At 60.9% G+C, this 20,611-nt stretch carries 17 protein-coding genes and 1 riboswitch; of the genes, 13 read left to right on the top strand and 4 right to left on the bottom strand.

Annotation, left to right across the window (positions count from 1 at the left end):
- Window positions 1-135: 135 nt before the first annotated feature.
- Complete coding sequence (locus AC4LE2_RS09660) at window positions 136-1,305, top strand: PAS domain-containing sensor histidine kinase (protein ID WP_491825544.1); 1,170 nt, start codon at window positions 136-138, stop codon at window positions 1,303-1,305.
- Here AC4LE2_RS09660 and AC4LE2_RS09655 read toward each other — a convergent pair.
- Together AC4LE2_RS09655 and AC4LE2_RS09650 are read right to left on the bottom strand one after the other, a co-directional pair.
- Window positions 1,292-2,476 carry an HlyD family secretion protein gene (locus AC4LE2_RS09655; RefSeq protein WP_491825543.1) on the bottom strand — a complete coding sequence of 395 codons (1,185 nt, stop codon included), beginning with the start codon at window positions 2,474-2,476 and terminating at the stop codon, window positions 1,292-1,294. The two genes, AC4LE2_RS09660 and AC4LE2_RS09655, sit on opposite strands and share 14 nt — an antisense overlap.
- Window positions 2,473-4,122, bottom strand: a complete 1,650-nt coding sequence (locus AC4LE2_RS09650) for an MFS transporter (RefSeq protein ID WP_491825542.1) — start codon at window positions 4,120-4,122, stop codon at window positions 2,473-2,475. Before AC4LE2_RS09650 ends, AC4LE2_RS09655 begins: the two co-directional genes overlap by 4 nt.
- A gap of 263 nt (window positions 4,123-4,385) precedes the next feature.
- On the opposite strand from AC4LE2_RS09650, the gene AC4LE2_RS09645 reads away from it, so the two are divergent.
- The 9 genes from AC4LE2_RS09645 to cobM all read left to right on the top strand — a co-directional run bounded on the left by AC4LE2_RS09645 (window position 4,386) and on the right by cobM (window position 12,205).
- Window positions 4,386-5,618 (top strand): 3-methyl-2-oxobutanoate dehydrogenase (2-methylpropanoyl-transferring) subunit alpha, encoded by a 1,233-nt coding sequence (locus AC4LE2_RS09645; RefSeq protein WP_491825541.1) that lies wholly within the window; start codon window positions 4,386-4,388, stop codon window positions 5,616-5,618.
- A 3-nt stretch (window positions 5,619-5,621) separates the two neighbouring features.
- On the top strand, window positions 5,622-6,683 hold the full coding sequence (locus AC4LE2_RS09640) for an alpha-ketoacid dehydrogenase subunit beta (protein ID WP_491825540.1): 1,062 nt from the start codon (window positions 5,622-5,624) through the stop codon (window positions 6,681-6,683).
- Entirely contained in the window at window positions 6,683-7,936 is a 1,254-nt protein-coding gene (locus AC4LE2_RS09635; protein WP_491825539.1) for a dihydrolipoamide acetyltransferase family protein, read from the top strand. The genes AC4LE2_RS09640 and AC4LE2_RS09635 overlap by 1 nt, the downstream gene beginning before the upstream one ends.
- A gap of 9 nt (window positions 7,937-7,945) precedes the next feature.
- Window positions 7,946-9,310: a dihydrolipoyl dehydrogenase gene (lpdA, locus tag AC4LE2_RS09630; protein WP_491825538.1), complete on the top strand. Its 1,365-nt coding sequence runs from the start codon at window positions 7,946-7,948 to the stop codon at window positions 9,308-9,310.
- Window positions 9,311-9,472: 162 nt separating this feature from the next.
- Entirely contained in the window at window positions 9,473-9,745 is a 273-nt protein-coding gene (locus AC4LE2_RS09625; protein ID WP_491825537.1) for a DUF2790 domain-containing protein, read from the top strand.
- Between the two features lie 101 nt (window positions 9,746-9,846).
- Window positions 9,847-10,055: riboswitch (cobalamin riboswitch) on the top strand.
- An 84-nt stretch (window positions 10,056-10,139) separates the two neighbouring features.
- The gene (locus AC4LE2_RS09620; RefSeq protein ID WP_491825536.1) at window positions 10,140-10,325 is read left to right on the top strand and encodes a CbtB domain-containing protein; all 186 of its coding nucleotides are present in this window, start codon (window positions 10,140-10,142) and stop codon (window positions 10,323-10,325) included.
- 10 nt (window positions 10,326-10,335) lie between these two features.
- A complete protein-coding gene (locus AC4LE2_RS09615; RefSeq protein WP_491825535.1) occupies window positions 10,336-11,022 on the top strand; it encodes a CbtA family protein in 687 nt (228 codons plus the stop codon).
- Window positions 11,016-11,450: a cobalamin biosynthesis protein gene (locus AC4LE2_RS09610; RefSeq protein ID WP_491825534.1), complete on the top strand. Its 435-nt coding sequence runs from the start codon at window positions 11,016-11,018 to the stop codon at window positions 11,448-11,450. The genes AC4LE2_RS09615 and AC4LE2_RS09610 overlap by 7 nt, the downstream gene beginning before the upstream one ends.
- Window positions 11,447-12,205 (top strand): precorrin-4 C(11)-methyltransferase, encoded by a 759-nt coding sequence (cobM, locus tag AC4LE2_RS09605; protein WP_491825533.1) that lies wholly within the window; start codon window positions 11,447-11,449, stop codon window positions 12,203-12,205. The genes AC4LE2_RS09610 and cobM overlap by 4 nt, the downstream gene beginning before the upstream one ends.
- 39 nt (window positions 12,206-12,244) lie before the next feature.
- Here cobM and nfuA read toward each other — a convergent pair whose 3' ends face one another.
- Entirely contained in the window at window positions 12,245-12,829 is a 585-nt protein-coding gene (nfuA, locus tag AC4LE2_RS09600; protein ID WP_491825532.1) for a Fe-S biogenesis protein NfuA, read from the bottom strand.
- A 57-nt stretch (window positions 12,830-12,886) separates the two neighbouring features.
- Entirely contained in the window at window positions 12,887-13,921 is a 1,035-nt protein-coding gene (locus AC4LE2_RS09595) for an acyltransferase family protein (protein WP_491825531.1), read from the bottom strand.
- 214 nt (window positions 13,922-14,135) lie between these two features.
- Here AC4LE2_RS09595 and metH point away from each other — a divergent pair, with 214 nt between their 5' ends.
- The 3 genes from metH to AC4LE2_RS09580 all read left to right on the top strand — a co-directional run bounded on the left by metH (window position 14,136) and on the right by AC4LE2_RS09580 (window position 20,563).
- Window positions 14,136-17,828 carry a methionine synthase gene (gene metH, locus AC4LE2_RS09590; RefSeq protein WP_491825530.1) on the top strand — a complete coding sequence of 1,231 codons (3,693 nt, stop codon included), beginning with the start codon at window positions 14,136-14,138 and terminating at the stop codon, window positions 17,826-17,828.
- Window positions 17,829-18,426: 598 nt separating this feature from the next.
- Window positions 18,427-20,085, top strand: a complete 1,659-nt coding sequence (locus AC4LE2_RS09585; RefSeq protein ID WP_491825529.1) for a nitrite/sulfite reductase — start codon at window positions 18,427-18,429, stop codon at window positions 20,083-20,085.
- A complete protein-coding gene (locus AC4LE2_RS09580) occupies window positions 20,069-20,563 on the top strand; it encodes a DUF934 domain-containing protein (protein WP_491825528.1) in 495 nt (164 codons plus the stop codon). The genes AC4LE2_RS09585 and AC4LE2_RS09580 overlap by 17 nt, the downstream gene beginning before the upstream one ends.
- Window positions 20,564-20,611: the final 48 nt, after the last annotated feature.

Genomic DNA, 20,611 nt, shown 5'->3' with positions numbered 1-20,611 from the left:
TTTCTTTCAAGCACCGCACGAAAAACACTGATAGCGAAAAGCCGGCATATCACTTCTGGGCGGGCCAGGTAAAATCACGCCACTACGCCTAGCGTCCCGACCGCCGCTGCCCACGCCTTGACTGAGTAACGCCTGATGCCGTTGATTAGCCGCAGTGAATCAAGTGGCCGCCCTGACTCGGTTAGCGACAACGACGCCCGTCATCGCTTATTGATCGAAGCGGTGACCGACTACGCGATCTACATGCTAGCCCCCAATGGTGTGGTGACTAACTGGAACGCCGGCGCCCAGCGCATCAAGGGCTACTCGCCGGCAGACATCATCGGCCAGCACTTTTCCCTGTTTTACCCCGAAGCGGAGCGTGCCAAGGGCGAGCCGGCGCGCAATCTGCAGGCCGCCTTGCATGCGGGGCACTTCGAATGCCAAGGCTGGCGCGTGCGCAAAGATGGCTCCACCTTTTGGGCCAGCGTGGTGATCAATCCCGTCAGGGACGATGCGGGCAGCCTGGTGGGGTTTGCCAAAGTGACCCGAGACATGACCGACGCTCGCGAACAGGAACTGGCCCTCGCAGAGGCGCAAGAAGCGCTGTTCCAGTCCCAGAAAATGGAAGCGCTGGGGCAGTTGACCGGCGGCATCGCTCATGACTTCAACAACCTGCTCACGGTGGTACTGGGCAGCCTGGAAGTCGTCCGCAAACGTTTGCCTGACGACCCTCGCGTGACCCTTCTGGTCGACAACGCCATACAGGGCGCGCAACGCGGAGCATCGCTGATGCAACGGATGCTCGCGTTCGCTCGGCGCCAGCATCTGAACCTGGTGCCTGTGGACCTGCCTGCGCTGGTGGATGGCATGACTGGGCTGTTACAAAGCTCCCTAGGCCCCCGGGTGCAGTGGGAGGCGTCGTTCGGCCCTGGGCTGCGCCCGGTGCTGGCAGACGTAAACCAGCTGGAGCTGTCAATCGTGAACCTGGCCGTGAATGCCCGCGACGCCATGCCCGAGGGTGGTACCTTGCGCCTTGAGTTGAGTGAGCACCTTGCGTGCCCACCCGCCTTGGGGCTCACACCGGGGCCTTATGCCTGCCTGGCCTTGCACGACACGGGTACTGGCATGGATGCGTCCACGCTCGCAAGGGCAACTGAGCCTTTCTTCACCACCAAGGGGATTGGCCAGGGTACGGGCCTCGGGCTGTCGATGGTGCATGGCATGGCCGAGCAAACCGGCGGCCGCCTGGTGCTGCGCAGTGCGAACCCTGGCGGCACCACCGCTGAGCTGTGGCTGCCGCTGGCGCCCACTACGGGTGTGTAGCCGGCTCAGCCGCTGGCGGCTCGCCTTGCCGGTCCTGTTCAGGCACCTGGCTGGTGTCCACGCTGACCACCACCGACATACCCGGCCTTAACCGCCGACGGTTGGCTTGATCGGCATCGATCTGAATACGCACAGGGATACGCTGGGCGATCTTGACGAAGTTGCCGGTCGCGTTATCCGCCTGCAACAAGCTGAATTCCGAACCCGTAGCGGGAGAAATTTCCTCAACCCGGCCGGTGAGCCGAGCGTGGTTGAGGGCGTCTACAGTAAACGACGCCCGTTGCCCGAGCCGCACGCTGGCCATCTGCGTTTCCTTGTAATTGGCAATCACCCAGTACGTCTCAGGCACCAAGGCCATCAGTTGAGCACCGGAATTTACCCAAGCCCCGAGGCGTACCCCAACTTGCCCCAGTTGGCCATCTCTCGGCGCTAGCACCCGGGTATTGGCAAGGTCGATACGGGCCAGCGCCAGCGCTGCCTGTGCGTTGTCGACCGCCGCTACCAGCGCGTCCCGGTTGACCGCCACGCTGCGCACGTCCTCCTCGGCAATGCGCACCGCGGCCTTGGCTTGTGCCAGGTTGGCTTGCGCCTGGGCGGCAGCGGCGCGGGTCACGTCCAGCTCACTTTGCGAGATCGAACCATCGGTAATCAGGGCAAGGCTTCGACGCAGGTCAGCAGCCGCCTTGCGGGTTTGAGCGTCCGCGCTGCCAATGGCGGCTTTGCGTTGCTCCAAGGTCGCCTGGGCACTTCGGGTTTGCTGACGATTATTCGCCAGCGCGGCTTGCTGGGACGCCACATTGGCCTGCGCCTGGGCCAGGCGCTGGGTGTAGATGCGGTCGTCCAGGCGCACCAAGAGGTCGCCTGCCTTCACGTACTGAAAATCCTTGACCGGCACTTCAAAGACATAGCCACTGAGCTGGGGGCTTATTAGCGTTACCTGACCCCTGACGTAGGCGTTTTCTGTACTTTCGATGGGGCTGGCGAAGGGGGGTAGTTGCCAGGCATACAGCACCACCATGACCCCCAGTATGGCCAGGCCGCCGAAGGTCAGGGCTGAAAACAACCGCGCCCTGCCCGACCGCGGTTGCACGGTCTGCGCCGAGGCCGGCGCCTGGCCTTCAGGGGTGGCGGCGATGGCCGTGGTGGTGGTGGCTTGGGTGGGTTCAGTCATGAGGGTGCGCCCGGGGGTTGAGCCTTGGCTGCCTGGGCGGCACGGGCGTTGGTGGACAGCCACAGCACCCGCACCGACATCCAGATCAAGGTAAGGATAGCGATGATCGCGATCAGCATGAAAACGTCGTTGTAGGCCATGACATTGGCCTCCCGCGTGGCTGCCGCACCCAACGCACGAACACCTTGGGTAGTACGTGCGGTGGGGTCGGTGATGACCTGCGCATAGCTGGCAGCCGTGCTCTGGATACGGGCGGCCACCCTGGGGTCGGTGGCCAGGAGTTGCTCGACCAGCAAGCTGGAATGAAATTTTTCCCGTATCACCTGCCAAGTCCCCAGCAGCGCCGAGCCCAGCAGCCCACCCAGGTTTTGCGCGATCCCGAACAGCACGGAAAAGCTCACCAGGTTACGGGGGTTGGCGATCACGTTTCGGGTGCCCAGCACCATGGTAGGCCCCAGGAAAAAGGTGCTGCCGAATGCCAACAAGAACTGGCTCACATACAGCTGTGGCGGGCGCGTGAGGTTGCTGGAAAAACTGTCCATCAGCGCCCCCACGGCCATCAGCGCCACGGAGATCAATAATGGCCTGAATAAATGATCGGGGTGAATCGTCAGCGCACTTACCGCAAGGCCCGCCACACTGCCGATCAACATGACCATGTAGAGGCTGAACAATTGTTCACTGCCCATATTCAGGTACTGCATGAAGCCGACCGCCCCGGTGGATTGCTCTGAGGTGACCATGCGAATGAGCACCACTGCCAGCCCCAGGCGAAGGATCGGGCCGCTGCCCAACCAGCGCGTCATCAGTAAAGGGTTGCGGCGGTTATGCTCGATGCACAAGCCCATGAAAATCAGCACGATGGATGCGGCCAGGGCAATGCCGATCCAGCGCGCCTCCAGCCACCAGTCGATGCGGCCCAGTGAAAGCACGGCAACCAACAGCCCGATGCCTGGGGCCAACAGCGCGAAGGTCAAGAAATCCAGAGGCTCGAACGTCTTGAAGCGGTCGCCGGGCGGCAGCTTGAGCCATAGCACACAGCCCAGTGCGCTGATGGCAAGCCCCAACTCGAACAGGTACAAGCCCCGCCACTCAGCGATCTGCAGCAGGTCCTCAGACACCAGCCTGGCCAGGGGCAAGGCAAGCTGCGCCGTGCCCAAGCCCAGCACCAAGGCTTTGAGCCGCCATTTGGCCGGCAGCGCCTGAATCATGTAGTACAAGCCAAGCGAGCTTAAGGCGGCACCGACCATGCCGTGAGCGGCGCGTACCGCAATGGCCGAGCCCAGGTCATTGACGAACAGGTGCGCCAGGGTGACGACCACATACAGTGCCAGAAACACTTCAGTGAACGCGCGCAGGCCAAACTGCTGGCGAAACTTCACCAGCAGCAGGTTCATGGTCACGTTGGTCATCACGTAGGCTGCCGGCAACCAGGCGATCTCGGCGCTGGTCACCCCCAGCGCGCCTTGCAAGTAGATCAGGTTAGCCGTGACCAAGGCGTTGCCCAGCCCGCCCGTGATACCCACCAGCAGCCCCACCAGAGCATAGGCCACTCGGCGGGAGGTGGGGTGCAACGGCGTAGACGGCGATCCCGGCAGATTGGGTTTTTCATGTGGCTGCCATTGGCGTGGTGCGTACCGATCCATAGCCTGACCCGAGGTGACGTGTGCCTTAGTAGCAGCGAGGTGGAAAAAGTTTCGACGGCCTGCAAGCGTCCTGCCCTATACCTATAGGGCCGCCTCAGCGCAGGCAAACATTCTCTATAAGCCTGGCTTTGCAGATTAATTACCCTGCGGCACGGGGCTGCCTCTCGCTAAAAGAGAAAAACTCTCTCGCTGCCCCGGCCTAAAATCAGTGTGCTAGTGCTCCAGCAACTCCCCAATAAACACAAGATAGAGGGTTGTGAGACGTGAACGCCCAACAGCCGTTATGCCTGCACGTGCCTGAGCCTTCGGGTCGACCGGGCTGCAAGACCGACTTCAGTTACCTGCGCCTGAGCCCTGCAGGTAGCGCACGCAAGCCGCCGATTCACAGTGACGCTCAAGACACCGCCGACCTCGCCGTGGGCCTTGTGCGGGTACTGGCCGACGATGGCCAGGCCGTGGGCCCCTGGGCCGAGCCCATTGCCCTCGACACCCTCCACGCCGGGTTGCGGGCCATGGTAAAAACACGGGTGTTTGATGCGCGCATGGTCACTGCGCAACGCCAAAAGAAAATGTCCTTCTACGTCCAAAGCCTGGGCGAGGAAGCCATTGGTGCTGCCCACGCGCTTGCCTTGAACGCCGACGACATGTGCTTCCCCACCTACCGTCAGCAAAGCATCCTGATGGCCAGGCAGGTGCCGCTGTTCGAGATGATCTGCCAGTTGTTCTCCAACGCGCTTGACCCCCTGAAGGGGCGCCAGTTGCCGGTGATGTACTCCAACAAGGCGGCCGGGTTTTTCAGTATTTCCGGCAACCTGGCCACGCAGTTCGTGCAGGGTGTCGGCTGGGCCATGGCCTCTGCGATCCGCGGCGACACCCGTATCGCTTCGGCGTGGATCGGCGATGGCTCCACCGCCGAAGCGGACTTCCACACGGCCCTGACTTTCGCCCATGTGTACCGCGCGCCGGTGATCCTCAATGTGGTGAATAACCAATGGGCGATCTCCAGCTTCCAGCACATTGCCGGGGGGGAGGCCAGTACCTTCGCTGGCCGTGGAGTAGGCAGCGGGATCGCCTCGCTGAGGGTGGACGGCAATGACTTTCTTGCGGTGTATGCGGTGTCACGCTGGGCTGCGCAGCGGGCACGCAGCAACCTGGGGCCGGTACTCATCGAATGGGTGACCTACCGTGGCGGCCCCCACTCCACGTCCGACGACCCCTCTAAATACCGGCCGGTAGACGACTGGGCGCACTTTCCCCTGGGTGACCCGATCCAGCGCCTCAAGCAGCACCTGATCGTGCTGGGCGAGTGGTCCGAGGCCCAGCACCAGGCCCTGATCGCGGAATTGGAGCAGGAGGTGGTGACCGCCACCCGGGAGGCCGAGCGACACGGCACCCTGGGCGGTGATTCCTATGCCAGCGCCGCTACTATTTTCGAAGACGTGTACCAGGACATGCCTGCCCACCTTCGTCGCCAACGCCAGCAGATGGGGATTTGACCGATGAATATCGCACAACAACTCGATCACCCACTCCAGGCTGAAGAAACGCGGACCATGACCATGGTGCAGGCCATCCGCTCAGCCCTGGACGTGATGCTGGAACGCGATCCCACGGTGGTTACCTTCGGCCAGGACGTGGGCTACTTCGGCGGCGTATTTCGTTGCACCGAAGGCTTACAGGCCAAACATGGCAAAAGCCGCGTGTTCGATACGCCCATTTCAGAGAGCGGGATCGTCGGTGTGGCGGTGGGCATGGGTGCCTACGGTTTGCGCCCTGTAGCCGAGATTCAGTTCGCCGACTACGTGTACCCTGCGTATGACCAGCTTACTTCCGAGGCTGCGCGCCTGCGCTTTCGCTCTGCCGGGGATTTTACGGCGCCCATTACCGTGCGCATGCCCTGCGGTGGCGGTATTTATGGCGGTCAGACCCACAGCCAGAGCCCGGAGGCCATCTTTACCCAAGTGTGCGGCCTTCGCACCTTGATGCCCTCTAACCCCTATGACGCCAAGGGGCTGCTGATCTCGGCCATCGAGTGCAACGACCCGGTGATCTTCCTGGAGCCCAAGCGGTTGTACAACGGCCCCTTCGATGGCCACCACGACCGCCCGGTTACCGCGTGGGCGAGTCATGTGGCCAGTCAGGTACCCGACGGCTACTACCGCGTCCCCCTCGATGAAGCAGCCATCACCCGCCCAGGCAGTGCCGTCACGGTCATTACCTACGGCACCACCGTGCACGTGGCGGTAGCCGCCGCGATGGAAACCGGTATAGACGCCGAGGTGATCGACCTGCGCAGCTTATGGCCCCTGGACCTGGACACCCTGGTGGCCTCGGTGAAAAAAACCCGGCGTTGCGTGATCGTGCATGAAGCCACGCAAACTTGCGGGCTGGGCGCCGAGCTTCTGGCGCTGATTCAGGAGCATTGCTTCTATTGGCTGGAGGCTCCGATCGAACGTGTTGCGGGCTGGGACACCCCCTACCCTCATGCCCAGGAATGGGCTTACTTCCCAGGGCCAGAGCGCGTCGGCGCCGCCCTCAAGCGCGTCATGGAGGTGCGTTGATGGGCCAGCATGTGATCAAGATGCCCGACATCGGCGAAGGCATTGCCCAGGTGGAGCTGGTGGAATGGTTTGTAAAGGTGGGCGATACCGTGTCCGAAGACCAGGTACTGGCCGACGTGATGACCGACAAGGCTACCGTTGAAATTCCCAGCCCTGTGGCGGGTCAGGTGATCGCGTTGGGTGCGGTGCCTGGCCAGACGATGGCGGTAGGCAGCGAGCTGATTCGGCTGGAGGTTCAGGGCGCTGGCAACCTCAAGGGCGATGCTCAGGCACAGCCCGCGCCCGTAGTGGTAGACGCCGCGCCGGCCTCACCACCCGTGCCAGCGACCCCGCCTGCGCCGCCGGAAAGCCCTGCCACCGCACCTGCCGTTGCGAGCCCAGCGATGACCGGGGAGCGCCCGCTGGCCTCCCCGGCGGTGCGTAAACGCGCCTGGGACGCGGGTATCGACCTCTGCGCCCTGCAAGGCAGCGGCCCGGCCGGGCGTATCGTGCAGGCGGATCTTGACCAGTGGGCGCATGGCACGGCCCGCCCTCAGGCTACAGCAGCGAACGAAGAGGCGATCGAGGCCATACCCGTGATTGGCCTACGGCGCAAAATCGCCGAGCGGATGCAACAGGCTACTCAGCGCGCGGCGCATTTTACCTACGTGGAAGAGATGGATGTGACTGCCTTGGAGGCGCTACGCCAGCAACTCAATCACCGCTGGGGCGCCAGCCGTGGCCGCCTGACCCTACTGCCTTTATTGGTGCGCGCTCTGGTGGTCGCGATCAAGGACTTCCCGCAACTCAATGCGCGCTACGACGATGAGCGCCAGGTGATCCAGCGCTACAGTGCAGTGCATGTAGGCATCGCCACTCAAGGTGACAATGGCCTGCTGGTGCCCGTGTTACGTAACGCCCAAAGCCGCTGCCTGTGGGGCAATGCCAACGAGATCACTCGCATCGCCGAGGCCGCGCGTCATGGCAAGGCCGAGCGTGAGGTGCTTTCGGGTTCGACCATTACCCTCACCAGCCTGGGCGCGCTGGGGGGCATCGTGTCCACCCCTGTGCTCAACCTGCCTGAAGTCGCCATTGTAGGCGTGAACAAAATAATGGACGTGCCCCGGGTTGTAGGCGGGCAGATCGTCGTGCGCAAGGTGATGAACCTCTCCAGCTCCTTTGATCACCGCGTGGTTGACGGCATGGACGCCGCACGCTTTATCCAAGCGGTGCGCCAACTGCTGGAACAGCCCGCCACACTCTTTATCGAATAAGGCTCGACCATGAACACAGTGGAAACCCGATTGCTTATTTTGGGTGGGGGCCCTGGCGGCTACGTGGCAGCGATCCGCGCAGGCCAGCTGGGCATCCCGACCGTACTGGTGGAAGCGCATGCGCTGGGCGGCACGTGCCTGAACGTAGGCTGCATCCCCTCCAAAGCGCTGATTCATGTGGCGGAACACCTTCATCAACTCAGTACCCCTACCCCGTTTGGCGTGAGTGCCAGCCACCCCTTGCTGGACCTGAGCAAGGCCATCGGCTGGAAAGACAGCCTGGTGGACCGCCTGACCACAGGTGTGGCGGCTTTGCTCAAGAAACACCAAGTGAGGGTTATCCGTGGCCATGGCCAGATCGTGGACGGTAAAACCCTCGACGTGGGCGATACCCGCATTCACTGCGAGCACCTGCTGCTGGCTACGGGCTCGCACAGTGTGAGCCTGCCGGGGCTGCCTGTGTGTGACGCGGTGATCGATTCAACCCAGGCCTTGTCCCCGTCCGACCTGCCCCACCACCTGGCTGTAGTAGGCGGCGGTTACATCGGCCTGGAGCTGGGTATCGCGTACCGCAAGATGGGCGTGCAGGTGACAGTGATCGAAGCGCAGCCTCGGCTATTGCCGGCCTACGATGCCACATTGACCCAGCCGGTGATGGAGCGGCTCGCCACCCTCGGTATCGAGATGCTGCCTGGCCACAGCGTGGAAGGGTACGAACAGGGCGCCGAGCAGTTGACCGTCCGCACGCCCACGGGGGACGCGCGGACTTTAAAGGTAGACCGCGTGCTAGTGGCCGTGGGCCGTGCGCCGCGTACCCAGGGTTATCAGTTGGAGCGCCTGGATCTGGTCATGAATGGCAGGGCAGTGAAGGTGGATGCGCGGTGCCACACCAGCATGACCAATGTATGGGCCATCGGCGATGTGACCGGCGAACCGATGTTGGCCCACAGGGCCATGGCTCAGGGGGAGATCGTGGCTGAAATCATCGCGGGCCAGGTACGCCAGTTCATGCCCGCGGCCATTCCTGCCGTGTGTTACACGGACCCTGAGATCGTTACCGTCGGGATGTTGCCTGAGCACGCCGCGCCTGACGCACTGGTGGCCAGTTTCCCCTTCGCCGCCAATGGCCGTGCCATGACCCTGGGCGATACCAGCGGCTTTGTGCGCGTGGTCGCTCGTGCTGACAACCACCTGATCCTCGGCTGGCAGGCCGTTGGCACAGGGGTATCGGCACTCGCCGCTGCGTTTGCGCAGTCCATGGAGATGGGTGCGTGCCTGGAAGACATTGCCGGCACCATTCATGCCCACCCCACCTTGGGTGAAGCCGTACAAGAGGCTGCACTAAGGGCCTTGGGGCACGCACTGCACCTGTAAACCTTCCCGTCTGCTGTCTGCCTTCTTGCCCGCAGCGGCTTCCGGCAAGAAGGTTCTATTAAAAATAATGATTATCGCCACCATGGTGTTCAATTTCTCGAACAGTGCCATTAGCGGTTTACTGAACCCCACAGAAACCCAAGTCATTCCACGAGGACCACCATGAAAACCGCCTTTGCCATCGCCGCGCTCGCGACTGCCTTCGCCACCAGCGCCTTCGCTCAAGATGGGGCTGATCGCAGCGTAACCAGTAACGTGCCAGTAGATGCCTACCAGTACGGCATGCACTTGGACGTGCAGAAAGTTCTGTCTGAAACCGACGTGAGCGCCAAGCGTGGCGTGGTGCCTGTGACCATGGTCTACCAGGACAGCCAGGGTGCCGTGCATAAGGTGCAGTACTTGCAGCGCGGCGGTTTCAACGACACCAATGGCTAAAGCCGCTGGCGCCTGTGCCACCCACTGCCCCAACGCCCCGGCCTGACCGGGGCGTTTTGCATCCTCCGCTGCTATTTGACCAATCACACCTGGCATGCTTTCCTTACGCCTTTCGTTCGGGTGCCCCTCACAGGGTGAAACGGGAAACCGGTGAGCCATATGGCTCTTTACAGTCCGGTGCTGCCCCCGCAACGGTAAGCAAGCGCGCTTCCAATCCACTGTGCCTTGGCATGGGAAGGGGAAGCGAATAGGCAGGGTTTAAGCCCTTCCCCTTGCAAGCCCGGAGACCGGCCCGAGCGTCATACATCGACATCCCTGCGGTGGGCAGGCTGTGCTGCCTTGTCTGACTGGCAAGGGGCTGGCGTGCCTGCTCGTACCCTACCGAGGACGCGACATGCCTTCCAACGCTACCAGCCCTGCTGTCACCCGCCCTATTACCCACGTCGAACGCATTGCTGCGGCTTGCATAGCCGTTGTGCTGGGCGCAAGCCTGGTCTATTTCGCAGGGTTTTCGCACATTTCGGCGGTTCACAACGCCGCCCATGACACGCGCCATAGCGCTGCCTTCCCCTGCCATTGAGGTGCCCGTGATGATGCTGCATATCGTGCGTACCGCAGGCTTTGCCGGGCTGTTCGCTGCTCTGCTGCTTACCCTGATGCAAAGCCTGTGGCTGTCGCCCTTGATCTTGCAGGCTGAAACCTACGAACAGGCCGCCCCTACGCTGGAAGCGCATAGCCACACGCCCGAGCATGAGGCACCGGCTTGGGCGCCTGAAGAGGGCTGGCAGCGAGTGGTGTCTACGACCGGCGGCAATTTAGTGGTAGCCGTGGGGTTTGGTTTGATCCTGGCAGGGTTGTATACCCTGCGACGTCCTGGGCGCTTGGCCGAAGGCCCGCTCTGGGGGCTGGCGGGCTACGCCGTATTTACCCTCGCCCCTACGCTAGGGCTGCCGCCTGAACTACCCGGTACTGCGGCCGCAGACCTGGTGTCTCGGCAATTGTGGTGGGCGGGCACGGCGGTGTGCACTGCGCTGGGCCTAGCGCTGCTGGTTTTTGTTCAAAACTGGATGGCCAAGGCCACCGCTGCCGTACTCTTAGCCCTACCTCACCTGATAGGGGCGCCGCAGCCACTAACCCATGAAAGCCTGGCGCCAGAGGCGCTGGAACAGCAGTTCCGTTGGGTAGCCCACGTTATCAACCTGGTGTTCTGGCTGGTATTGGGCATGCTCAGTACCTGGCTGTTCCGCCGCCGATCCGAGAGCCTGAGTCTGTGGTAGGTAAGGGTCACTGCCTGGTGGCGGGCTTCGGCTGCCGTCAGGGCTGCTCGCTGGAGGAATTGCGGGTGCTGCTGAGCAAGGCCTTGATAACCGCCAACGCGAGCCCGGCTAACCTTCAAGGCATCGCTACCTTCGAAGGGCGCCTGCAGGCGCCAGGGCTGATGGCGTTGGCCACCGAGCTGTGCCTGACGCTGGCAGGCTATAGCGCGCCGGCCATGGCGCGCTTCGAAGCGCTACTCAGCCACCGCTCGGCAGTGAGTTGGCACCATACAGGGTGCCAAGGTGTGGCTGAGAGCGCAGCCCTGGCCCACTGCGCTTCGCTTGCTGGCACCGTGCCTGAACTGCTGGTTACCCGCCTGCAAAGCCCTAGCGCCACCGTCGCACTGGCCATGCCGCTGGCCTCTTCCCCTCCACAGGTATTTCGATGACCGTGTACTTCATAGGCGCCGGCCCCGGCGATCCTGACCTCATCACTGTCAAGGGGCTGCGCCTCATACAAGGTTGCCCGGTCATTATTTACGCAGGTTCTTTGGTCCCAAGGGAGGTGCTGCGCCAGCATCAGGCGCAGCGCGTGATAAACAGCGCCGAGCTTGACCTGGAAGCGATTATCGAGGAAATCGTCCAGGCCCACCGGCAGGGGTTGGATGTGGCCCGGGTGCACTCTGGGGACCCAAGCCTGTATGGCGCAATTGGCGAGCAGATTCGCTGCCTGAAGGCCCTTGATATTCCCTACGAAATCATACCGGGGGTCACTGCAGTGGCGGCCTGTGCAGCTTTGCTTGGCAGTGAGCTGACGTTACCTGGCGTGTCCCAGACACTGATCCTGACGCGTTACGGCACGCGTTCGCCGATGCCGCCCGGCGAGGCGCTGGCCGACCTTGCCCGACATGGGGCCACAATGGCTATTCACTTAGGGATCAGCCATTTGCCAGCCATCGTGGCCACACTGCTACCCTCCTATGGCGCCGACTGCCCCGTTGCGGTGATCTACAAAGCCAGCTGGCCTGACCAAGACTGGGCGCTCGGCACCTTGGGCGATATTGAACAGCAGGTCGCGGCTAAAGGGTTCAGGCGCACTGCGCTGATTCTGGTAGGGCGGGTGCTGGGCAACGAGGTGTTCGAGGATTCCGCCCTGTACAGGGCGGGACGGGCTCACCTGTACCGACCCGCTAGCACCGAATAAGACCGCAAGGGCTACAGCCGTGGCCCTGTACGGGAAGGCTTAGTAGTAGGCGTTTTCTTTGACGCTGTGGTCGGTAACGTCCCGCACGCCTTTGAGTTCGGGAATGCGTTCGAGCAGGGTACGCTCGATGCCTTCCCTGAGGGTGACGTCTGCCTGCCCGCAGCCCTGACAGCCGCCGCCGAACTGCAGCACCGCAACGCCATCTTCTACCACTTCGATCAGCGTGACCTGCCCACCGTGGCTGGCCAGCCCCGGGTTGATCTCGGTTTGCAGGTAGTAATTGATGCGCTCGTTGATTGGGCTGTCGTCATTGACCATGGGCACCTTGGCGTTAGGGGCCTTGATGGTGAGTTGACCGCCCATACGGTCGGTCGCGTAGTCCACCACAGCGGCATCCAGGAAGGGCTCGCTGACTGCGTCGATCCAGGCCGTGAAACTCTTGAGGCCCAGCGGCGAGTCATCAGGCTTTTCTTCACCCGGTTTGCAGTACGCGATACAGGTTTCGGCGTACTGGGTGCCTGGCTGGGTGATGAATACGCGGATGCCAATGCCTGGTGTGTTCTGCTTGTTCAGCAGGTCACCCAGGTACTCTTGAGCCGCGTCGGTAATGGTTATTGCGCTCATGTAGGTTCCTCACAGACTGGCGCCCAGTTTACGGCAAACCGGGCGCGGGAGAAAGTCCTAGTAATTTTGTCGGGTTAAGGCGTTCGCTGGCGTCGGTTGCGGGCCCGACAGCCAGGCTTTCATGCGGTGATACAAGCGTTTTTCCAGCCATTGATAACTCAACCACGACGTGGCCAGGATGGTAGGTACGCAGAACACTGCAAAAACCAAGTAGGCGTTGACGTTCAGCCGGGTGGTGATAAACCAGCCTGCATAGAGCACCAGCAGGTGGACCAGGTAGACCGAGTAGGAGCAGTCACCCAGGGCTTTAAGCACACGGTTATGAGCAAACCGAGACTCCAGCGCCAGGCAGGCCGCGACAATGCCCGCGCTCGGCAGGCCCCAGTTCACCAGCCGGTTGCTCGGCTCAAGGTAGTAAATCAGTGCCGCACAGCCTGCGATGAGCGCCAGGGGCAACCATAGCCCGCTGCGTACCCAGCCGCGGCGCCACGCGATGCCCAAGCCAATTCCCAGCAAGAACTCATAAATGATGTTGTTGGCGTAAAACCGCGCCGACAGGCCCAGCTGGCTGAACGCCTCACTGCTCACCAGCAACGCAACAGCGACCACTGGCGCACGCCAGGCTTTGGGCACCACGAAGGCAAGCGAGAACACCGCATAGAAGAAAATCTCGTAATTGAGGGTCCAGCCCACGTTAAGCGTGGGATACAAGCCATAACCACCGGGATTTTCCGATGGAATGAACAACAATGAGAGTATGAAGGTAGGCCAGTTGATGTCGCCATGCGGCATGTAACGACCCACGGTCCACAACAGCAAACCCATGGCCAAGGTATAGAACCAGTAGGCGGGTATAATGCGCATCGCGCGATTGAGCAGAAACTCCTTGGCCTGCACCGGCTTGCCGTAGGTGGAGAGGTAAATCACCAGGCCGCTTATGACGAAAAAGATGTCTACGCCAACTGATCCTTTGGAGGCAAACAGATGCCCCAAGACGCCGCCGCCTTCGAAATTAAAGAAAATCTGCATGAAATGGTGGCACACGACCATCCATGCAGCGATGGCGCGAAGCGCCTGAATCGAAATCAGCATCCACATTACCTTTGCCGCAAAATACCACCGCGCCCAAGACGCGGACTCATCCATGGGACTGCATGATGAAAGGGATGTTTCATCGGTGCCCCGATAAGGGGCAGGGTAAGCGCCCTCAACATGAATCAGATTCATGTAAGCGCACGCATCGCCGTAACCCCCCTGCCCTTTGCTATCATCCCGGCCTTTACCGTCCGCAGCAGAGTTCACCTCCATGACCGACCGCCACGCTCGCCAACTCGCCTTCAAAGACGCGTTGAAGAAACGCATCCTGATTCTCGACGGTGGCATGGGCACGATGATCCAGAGCTACCGCCTTGAAGAAAGCGACTACCGGGGCGAGCGTTTTGCGGATTGGCCCAGCGATGTCAAAGGCAATAACGACCTGCTGCTGCTCTCGCGTCCCGATGTCATCGCTGACATCGAAGCGGCGTATCTGGACGCCGGCGCGGACATTCTGGAAACCAACACCTTTAACGCCACCCAGGTGTCCCAAGCCGACTACGGCATGGAAGCGCTGGTGTATGAGCTAAACGTGGAAGGGGCTCACATTGCGCGTCGGGTGGCAGATGCCAAGACGCTGCAGACCCCTGACAAGCCCCGCTTCGTCGCTGGCGTGCTAGGCCCTACCAGCCGCACCTGCTCGCTGTCGCCCGACGTGAATAACCCTGGCTACCGCAACGTGACCTTCGACGAGTTGGTGACCAACTACACCGAGGCTACGCGTGGCTTGATCGAAGGAGGCGCAGACCTGATCCTGATCGAGACCATTTTCGATACCCTCAACGCCAAGGCGGCCATTTTTGCCGTGCAGGGCGTGTTCGATGCAGTGGGCTTCGAACTTCCGATCATGATCAGTGGCACCATCACGGACGCCTCTGGTCGCACGCTCTCCGGGCAGACCACCGAAGCGTTCTGGAACTCAGTGCGCCATGCTCGCCCCGTCTCGGTCGGGCTCAACTGCGCACTGGGCGCCCACGAGCTGCGGCCGTACTTGGAAGAGCTGTCCAACAAGGCCGATACCTATGTGTCCGCCCACCCCAACGCCGGGCTACCCAACGCCTTTGGCGAGTACGACGAAACCCCGGAGCAAATGGCCGAGACGGTCGAGGAATTCGCCCAGAGCGGCTTCCTGAATATCGTAGGTGGTTGCTGCGGCACCACCCCGGCGCACATCCAGGCCATTGCCGAAGCGGTGGGCAAGCATGCGCCGCGCGCCATCCCGGACATTCCGAAGGCGTGCCGGCTGTCGGGGCTGGAGCCCTTCACCATCGACCGCCAGTCCTTGTTCGTGAACGTGGGTGAGCGCACCAACATTACCGGCTCGGCGCGGTTCGCACGCCTGATTCGGGAAGACAACTACACCGAAGCCTTGGAAGTGGCGTTACAGCAGGTCGAAGCGGGCGCACAGGTGATCGACATCAACATGGACGAAGGGATGCTGGACTCCCAAAAGGCCATGGTGACCTTCCTTAACCTGATCGCAGGCGAACCGGACATTTCTCGGGTGCCGATCATGATCGACTCCTCCAAGTGGGAAGTGATCGAGGCTGGGCTCAAATGCATCCAGGGCAAGGGCATCGTCAACTCCATCAGCATGAAAGAAGGCGTGGACGCCTTTATCCACCATGCCACGCTGTGCAAGCGCTACGGCGCTGCCGTGGTGGTGATGGCCTTCGATGAACAGGGCCAGGCCGACACCCAGCAGCGCAAGATCGATATTTGTGCCCGCTCCTACGACATCCTGGTGAACCAGGTGGGCTTCCCGGCCGAAGACATTATTTTCGACCCCAATATTTTCGCCGTGGCCACAGGGATCGAAGAGCACAACAACTACGCAGTCGACTTCATCAATGCCTGCGGCTGGATTCGTGACAACCTGCCCTATGCGCTCACCTCCGGTGGCGTCTCCAATGTGTCGTTCTCGTTCCGTGGCAACAACCCGGTGAGAGAGGCTATTCACTCGGTCTTCCTGCTACATGCCATCCGCAATGGCTTGACCATGGGGATCGTCAACGCCGGCCAGCTGGAGATCTATGACGAAATCCCTGCCGCGCTGCGCGATCGTGTGGAAGACGTGGTGCTCAACCGCACCCCGGAGGGCACCGAGGCGCTGCTCGCTATTGCTGATCAATACCGAGGCGATGGCAGCATCAAGGAAGCGGAAACCGAAGAATGGCGCGGTTGGGATGTAAACAAACGGCTTGAGCATGCCTTGGTCAAGGGCATCACCACCCACATCGTGGAAGACACCGAGCTGTCCCGCCAGGGCTTCAGCCGGCCTATCGAGGTCATCGAAGGCCCGTTGATGGCCGGCATGAACGTGGTGGGCGACCTCTTCGGCGCCGGCAAGATGTTTTTGCCGCAAGTGGTCAAGTCTGCCCGCGTCATGAAGCAGGCCGTAGCGCACCTGATCCCGTTTATCGAAGCCGAAAAAGGCGACAAACCCGAAGCCAAGGGCAAGATCCTCATGGCGACGGTCAAAGGCGACGTGCATGACATCGGCAAGAACATCGTGGGGGTGGTGCTGGGGTGTAACGGCTACGACATCGTAGACTTGGGCGTGATGGTGCCTGCGGAAAAAATCCTCCAGGCCGCGCGGGATGAAAAGTGCGACATCATCGGGTTGTCCGGCCTGATCACACCGTCGCTGGATGAAATGGTACACGTAGCGCGTGAGATGCAGCGCCAGGGGTTCCACCTGCCCCTGATGATCGGCGGCGCCACCACCTCCAAGGCACACACGGCCGTGAAAATCGAGCCGCGCTACAGCAACGACGCGGTGGTGTACGTCACGGATGCCTCACGTGCCGTAGGTGTAGCCACACAGTTGCTGTCCAAGGAGCTAAAGCCTGCCTTTGTCGAACGTACTCGCGTGGACTACGCCGAGGTGCGCGAACGGACCGCCGCACGCGGCAGCCGTACCGAACGCTTGAGCTACGCCAAGGCCGTGGCTGCCAAACCCCAATGGGACTGGGCAAGCTACCAGCCTGTTCAACCGCGTTTCACCGGAACGCGGGTGCTGGAAGACATCGACTTGAAGGTATTGGCGGAGTTCATCGACTGGACGCCGTTCTTCATCTCGTGGGACTTGGCTGGCAAATACCCGCGCATTCTTACCGATGAAGTCGTAGGCGAGGCCGCCACAGCACTGTTTGACGATGCCCAGGCCATGCTCCACAAGCTCATTGACGAGAAACTGATCCGGGCCAAGGCCGTGTTCGGCTTCTGGCCAGCCAATCAGGTGGCGGACGATGATATCGAAGTGTATGGCGAAGACGGCCAGCCCTGCGCGATGCTGCATCACTTGCGTCAGCAAACCATCAAGCCGGACGGCAAGCCTAACCTGTGCCTGGCAGATTTCGTCGCCCCTAAAGACAGTGGTGTAACCGATTACATGGGTGGTTTTATCACCACTGCGGGGATTGGCGCCGAAGAAGTGGCCAAGGCGTACCAGGATGCAGGCGACGATTACAACTCCATCATGGTCAAGGCCTTGGCGGACCGCCTGGCAGAAGCCTGCGCTGAATGGCTGCACCTACAGGTGCGAAAGGAGCACTGGGGTTACGCTGTTGACGAGCAACTGGACAATGAGTCGCTAATCCGCGAGCAGTACCGAGGCATACGCCCTGCGCCTGGCTATCCGGCCTGCCCCGATCACACTGAAAAGGGCACCTTGTTCCACTTGCTAGACCCTGAAAGCACCAGTGGCGTGACCCTTACTGAGCACTTCGCCATGTTCCCGACCGCTGCGGTCAGTGGCTGGTACTTCGCGCACCCTCAGGCCCAATATTTCGCCGTGGGCAAAATAGACCGAGACCAGGTAGAGCGCTATTCCAAACGCAAGGGCCAGACGCAAGCGATCACAGAACGCTGGCTGTCACCCAACCTTGGATATGATGCTTAAAATCAATTACTTAGGGAGCTTATCTAGATTTTTTCTAGAGGATATCGACGCCTGAACAAATAATAATTTTCCTTAACTATCAATATATTAGGATCATTATCGAAAATCTTCCGTAGGAGTGAGCGCCGGCTCGCGAATGCTTTTAATGGCCCCGCCTGCATTCATACAGCACAGCCTATTCGTGAGCTATCGCTTGTTTTTATAGGAAGTTTATATCCTTTAAATTCAGTTACTTAGCATTTTGCTCTAAGGTCAATTCCCTAATGCGTAGTAATCCAGAACACAGCTGCTGCAATGACCAGCACGGCCATAAACGCAGTGGCCCAGGCATCGATCGGGCGGGACGCTTTTTTTGATTTGGCAGACACATTGCGCATGACGAGTACCTTTGTTGTTATGCGTCCAGCAGGACGTTGCTGTCAGTCAAGCTCAGCATCCACCTCACCGCCATCCAGCCCGTCGGATCGTGAGTGGTAAGCGCATGCATATCGATATTGGCTATTTCCTTATAAGAAAACTTCGCTTCAGTGAATAAGCCAAAACCGGTATCTTTCGCCCGCGCAACCGTGAGCGCTTACCGCCTGAACACAGGACACCTATGTACGTTTACGATGAGTACGATCAAAGAATCGTCGAGGACCGCGTCAAGCAGTTCCGTGATCAAACCCGCCGCTACCTAGCTGGGGAGCTAAGCGAAGAAGAGTTCCGCCCGCTTCGCCTGCAAAATGGCCTGTACATCCAGCGCTACGCCCCCATGCTGCGCGTAGCTGTACCCTACGGCCAGCTCACCTCGCGTCAGGCGCGCATGTTGGCCAAGATCGCCCGTGACTACGACAAGGGCTATGCCCACATCAGTACCCGCCAGAACGTGCAGTTCAACTGGCCTGCCGTACAAGACATCCCTGACATCCTCGCCGAGCTGGCGACGGTGCAGATGCATGCTATTCAAACCAGCGGCAATTGCTTGCGCAACGTGACTACCGATCAGTTTGCTGGCGTGGCCGCAGACGAGCTGATTGACCCCCGCCCGTGGTGTGAAATCGTGCGCCAGTGGACAACCTTCCACCCAGAGTTCGCCTACCTTCCCCGCAAATTCAAGATTGCGGTCAACGGTGCTGCCAGTGACCGCGCTGCAATCGAAGTGCATGACATTGGCCTGGAGCCTGTTCATAACGCGGCCGGCAAGCTGGGTTTCCGGGTACTCGTGGGTGGGGGCCTGGGGCGTACGCCTGTGGTGGGCGCCTTCATCAATGAATTCCTGCCCTGGCAAGACTTGCTCAGCTACCTGGACGCCATCCTGCGTGTGTACAACCGCTATGGCCGCCGGGACAACAAGTACAAGGCACGCATCAAGATTCTGGTCAAAGCGCTCACCCCGGCCGTCTTCGCGGAGAAAGTCGAAGCTGAAATGGCGCACCTGCGTGGCGGCACCACTACGCTCACCGATGCGGAAGTCCACCGGGTGGCCCGCCACTTCGTCGACCCTACCTATAAAGCGTTAGACGATCAAGCTTCGGCGTTGGCTGCACTGGACACCGAGCACCCCGGCTTTGCACGCTGGCGCCAGCGCAATGTGCAGCCGCACAAGCGCCCTGGCTATGCCGCGGTCACCCTGTCGCTCAAGCCTACCGGCACCGCGCCAGGCGACGTCACCGATAAACAGCTCGATGCCATCGCCGACCTGGCCGACCGCTACAGCTTCGGCCAGCTGCGAACCTCCCATGAGCAGAACGTGATCCTTGCCGATGTGGAACAGTCGCAGTTGCACGCCTTATGGCTACAGGCACGCGAATCAGGCTTTGTCACGCCAAACATCGGCCTGCTCACCGACATCATTTGCTGCCCCGGCGGCGACTTCTGCTCGTTGGCCAATGCCAAGTCCATTCCTATCGCTGAGTCGATCCAGCGCCGCTTCGACGACTTGGATTACCTGTTCGATATCGGCGAACTGGACCTCAACATTTCAGGCTGCATGAATGCCTGTGGCCATCACCACGTGGGCCATATCGGGATCCTTGGGGTGGATAAAAAGGGCGAGGAGTTCTACCAGGTGTCGTTGGGGGGCAGCAGCGCTCGGGACGCCAGCATCGGCAAGATCCTCGGCCCCTCGTTTGCCCAGGACGACATGGCGAACGTCATCGGCAAGCTCATCGACGTCTACGTCGAAACCCGTACCGAAGACGAGCGCTTCATCGATACTTACCAGCGTATCGGCATCGAACCCTTCAAGGAACGCGTCTATGCAGCGAATCATTAAGCAGGGCCAGGTGGTAGACGAAACCTGGCACCTGCTGCCAAAAACAGCCACCTTCGATGAGCTGAGCAACTGCGACGACTACATTGTTCCGCTGGGGCTATGGCGCGACCATGCCACCGCGCTCAAGGCCCGCGATGGCGGCTTGGGTGTGTGGCTTGACGCCGACGAGGAAGCCGAAGAAATCGGCGACGAGGTCGCGAGCTTTCAAGTGATCGCGTTGAATTTCCCTGCGTTCACCGACGGTCGCAACTATTCCAATGCGCGCCTGTTACGTGACCGCTACGGTTTCAAGGGCGAGCTTAGGGCTATTGGGGACGTGCTGCGCGATCAGCTGTTCTATCTGCACCGCTGCGGCTTCGATGCCTTCGCGGTGCGCCCTGACAAAGACCCTTACGAAGCGTTGGAGGGGCTGCGAGATTTCGCAGTAACCTACCAGGCAGCAACTGATGAGCCTTTGCCCCTCTTCCGCCGTCGGTAACCCCAGGGCAAGCCGCGCTAAACCCGCGCGGCTCGCCCTGAGGTGGTC

The sequence above is a fragment of the Pseudomonas sp. 9.3L genome, from assembly GCF_058536285.1.
This window is presented reverse-complemented; position numbering and strand designations above follow the sequence as displayed.

Coding starts and splice junctions, on each gene's coding strand:
- AC4LE2_RS09660 (WP_491825544.1), top strand. CDS start 136: ATGCCGTTGATTAGCCGCAGTGAATCAAGTGGCCGCCCTGACTCGGTT.
- AC4LE2_RS09655 (WP_491825543.1), bottom strand. CDS start 2,476: ATGACTGAACCCACCCAAGCCACCACCACCACGGCCATCGCCGCCACC.
- AC4LE2_RS09650 (WP_491825542.1), bottom strand. CDS start 4,122: ATGGATCGGTACGCACCACGCCAATGGCAGCCACATGAAAAACCCAAT.
- AC4LE2_RS09640 (WP_491825540.1), top strand. CDS start 5,622: ATGAATATCGCACAACAACTCGATCACCCACTCCAGGCTGAAGAAACG.
- AC4LE2_RS09635 (WP_491825539.1), top strand. CDS start 6,683: ATGGGCCAGCATGTGATCAAGATGCCCGACATCGGCGAAGGCATTGCC.
- lpdA (WP_491825538.1), top strand. CDS start 7,946: ATGAACACAGTGGAAACCCGATTGCTTATTTTGGGTGGGGGCCCTGGC.
- AC4LE2_RS09625 (WP_491825537.1), top strand. CDS start 9,473: ATGAAAACCGCCTTTGCCATCGCCGCGCTCGCGACTGCCTTCGCCACC.
- AC4LE2_RS09620 (WP_491825536.1), top strand. CDS start 10,140: ATGCCTTCCAACGCTACCAGCCCTGCTGTCACCCGCCCTATTACCCAC.
- AC4LE2_RS09615 (WP_491825535.1), top strand. CDS start 10,336: ATGATGCTGCATATCGTGCGTACCGCAGGCTTTGCCGGGCTGTTCGCT.
- cobM (WP_491825533.1), top strand. CDS start 11,447: ATGACCGTGTACTTCATAGGCGCCGGCCCCGGCGATCCTGACCTCATC.
- nfuA (WP_491825532.1), bottom strand. CDS start 12,829: ATGAGCGCAATAACCATTACCGACGCGGCTCAAGAGTACCTGGGTGAC.
- AC4LE2_RS09595 (WP_491825531.1), bottom strand. CDS start 13,921: ATGCTGATTTCGATTCAGGCGCTTCGCGCCATCGCTGCATGGATGGTC.
- metH (WP_491825530.1), top strand. CDS start 14,136: ATGACCGACCGCCACGCTCGCCAACTCGCCTTCAAAGACGCGTTGAAG.
- AC4LE2_RS09585 (WP_491825529.1), top strand. CDS start 18,427: ATGTACGTTTACGATGAGTACGATCAAAGAATCGTCGAGGACCGCGTC.
- AC4LE2_RS09580 (WP_491825528.1), top strand. CDS start 20,069: ATGCAGCGAATCATTAAGCAGGGCCAGGTGGTAGACGAAACCTGGCAC.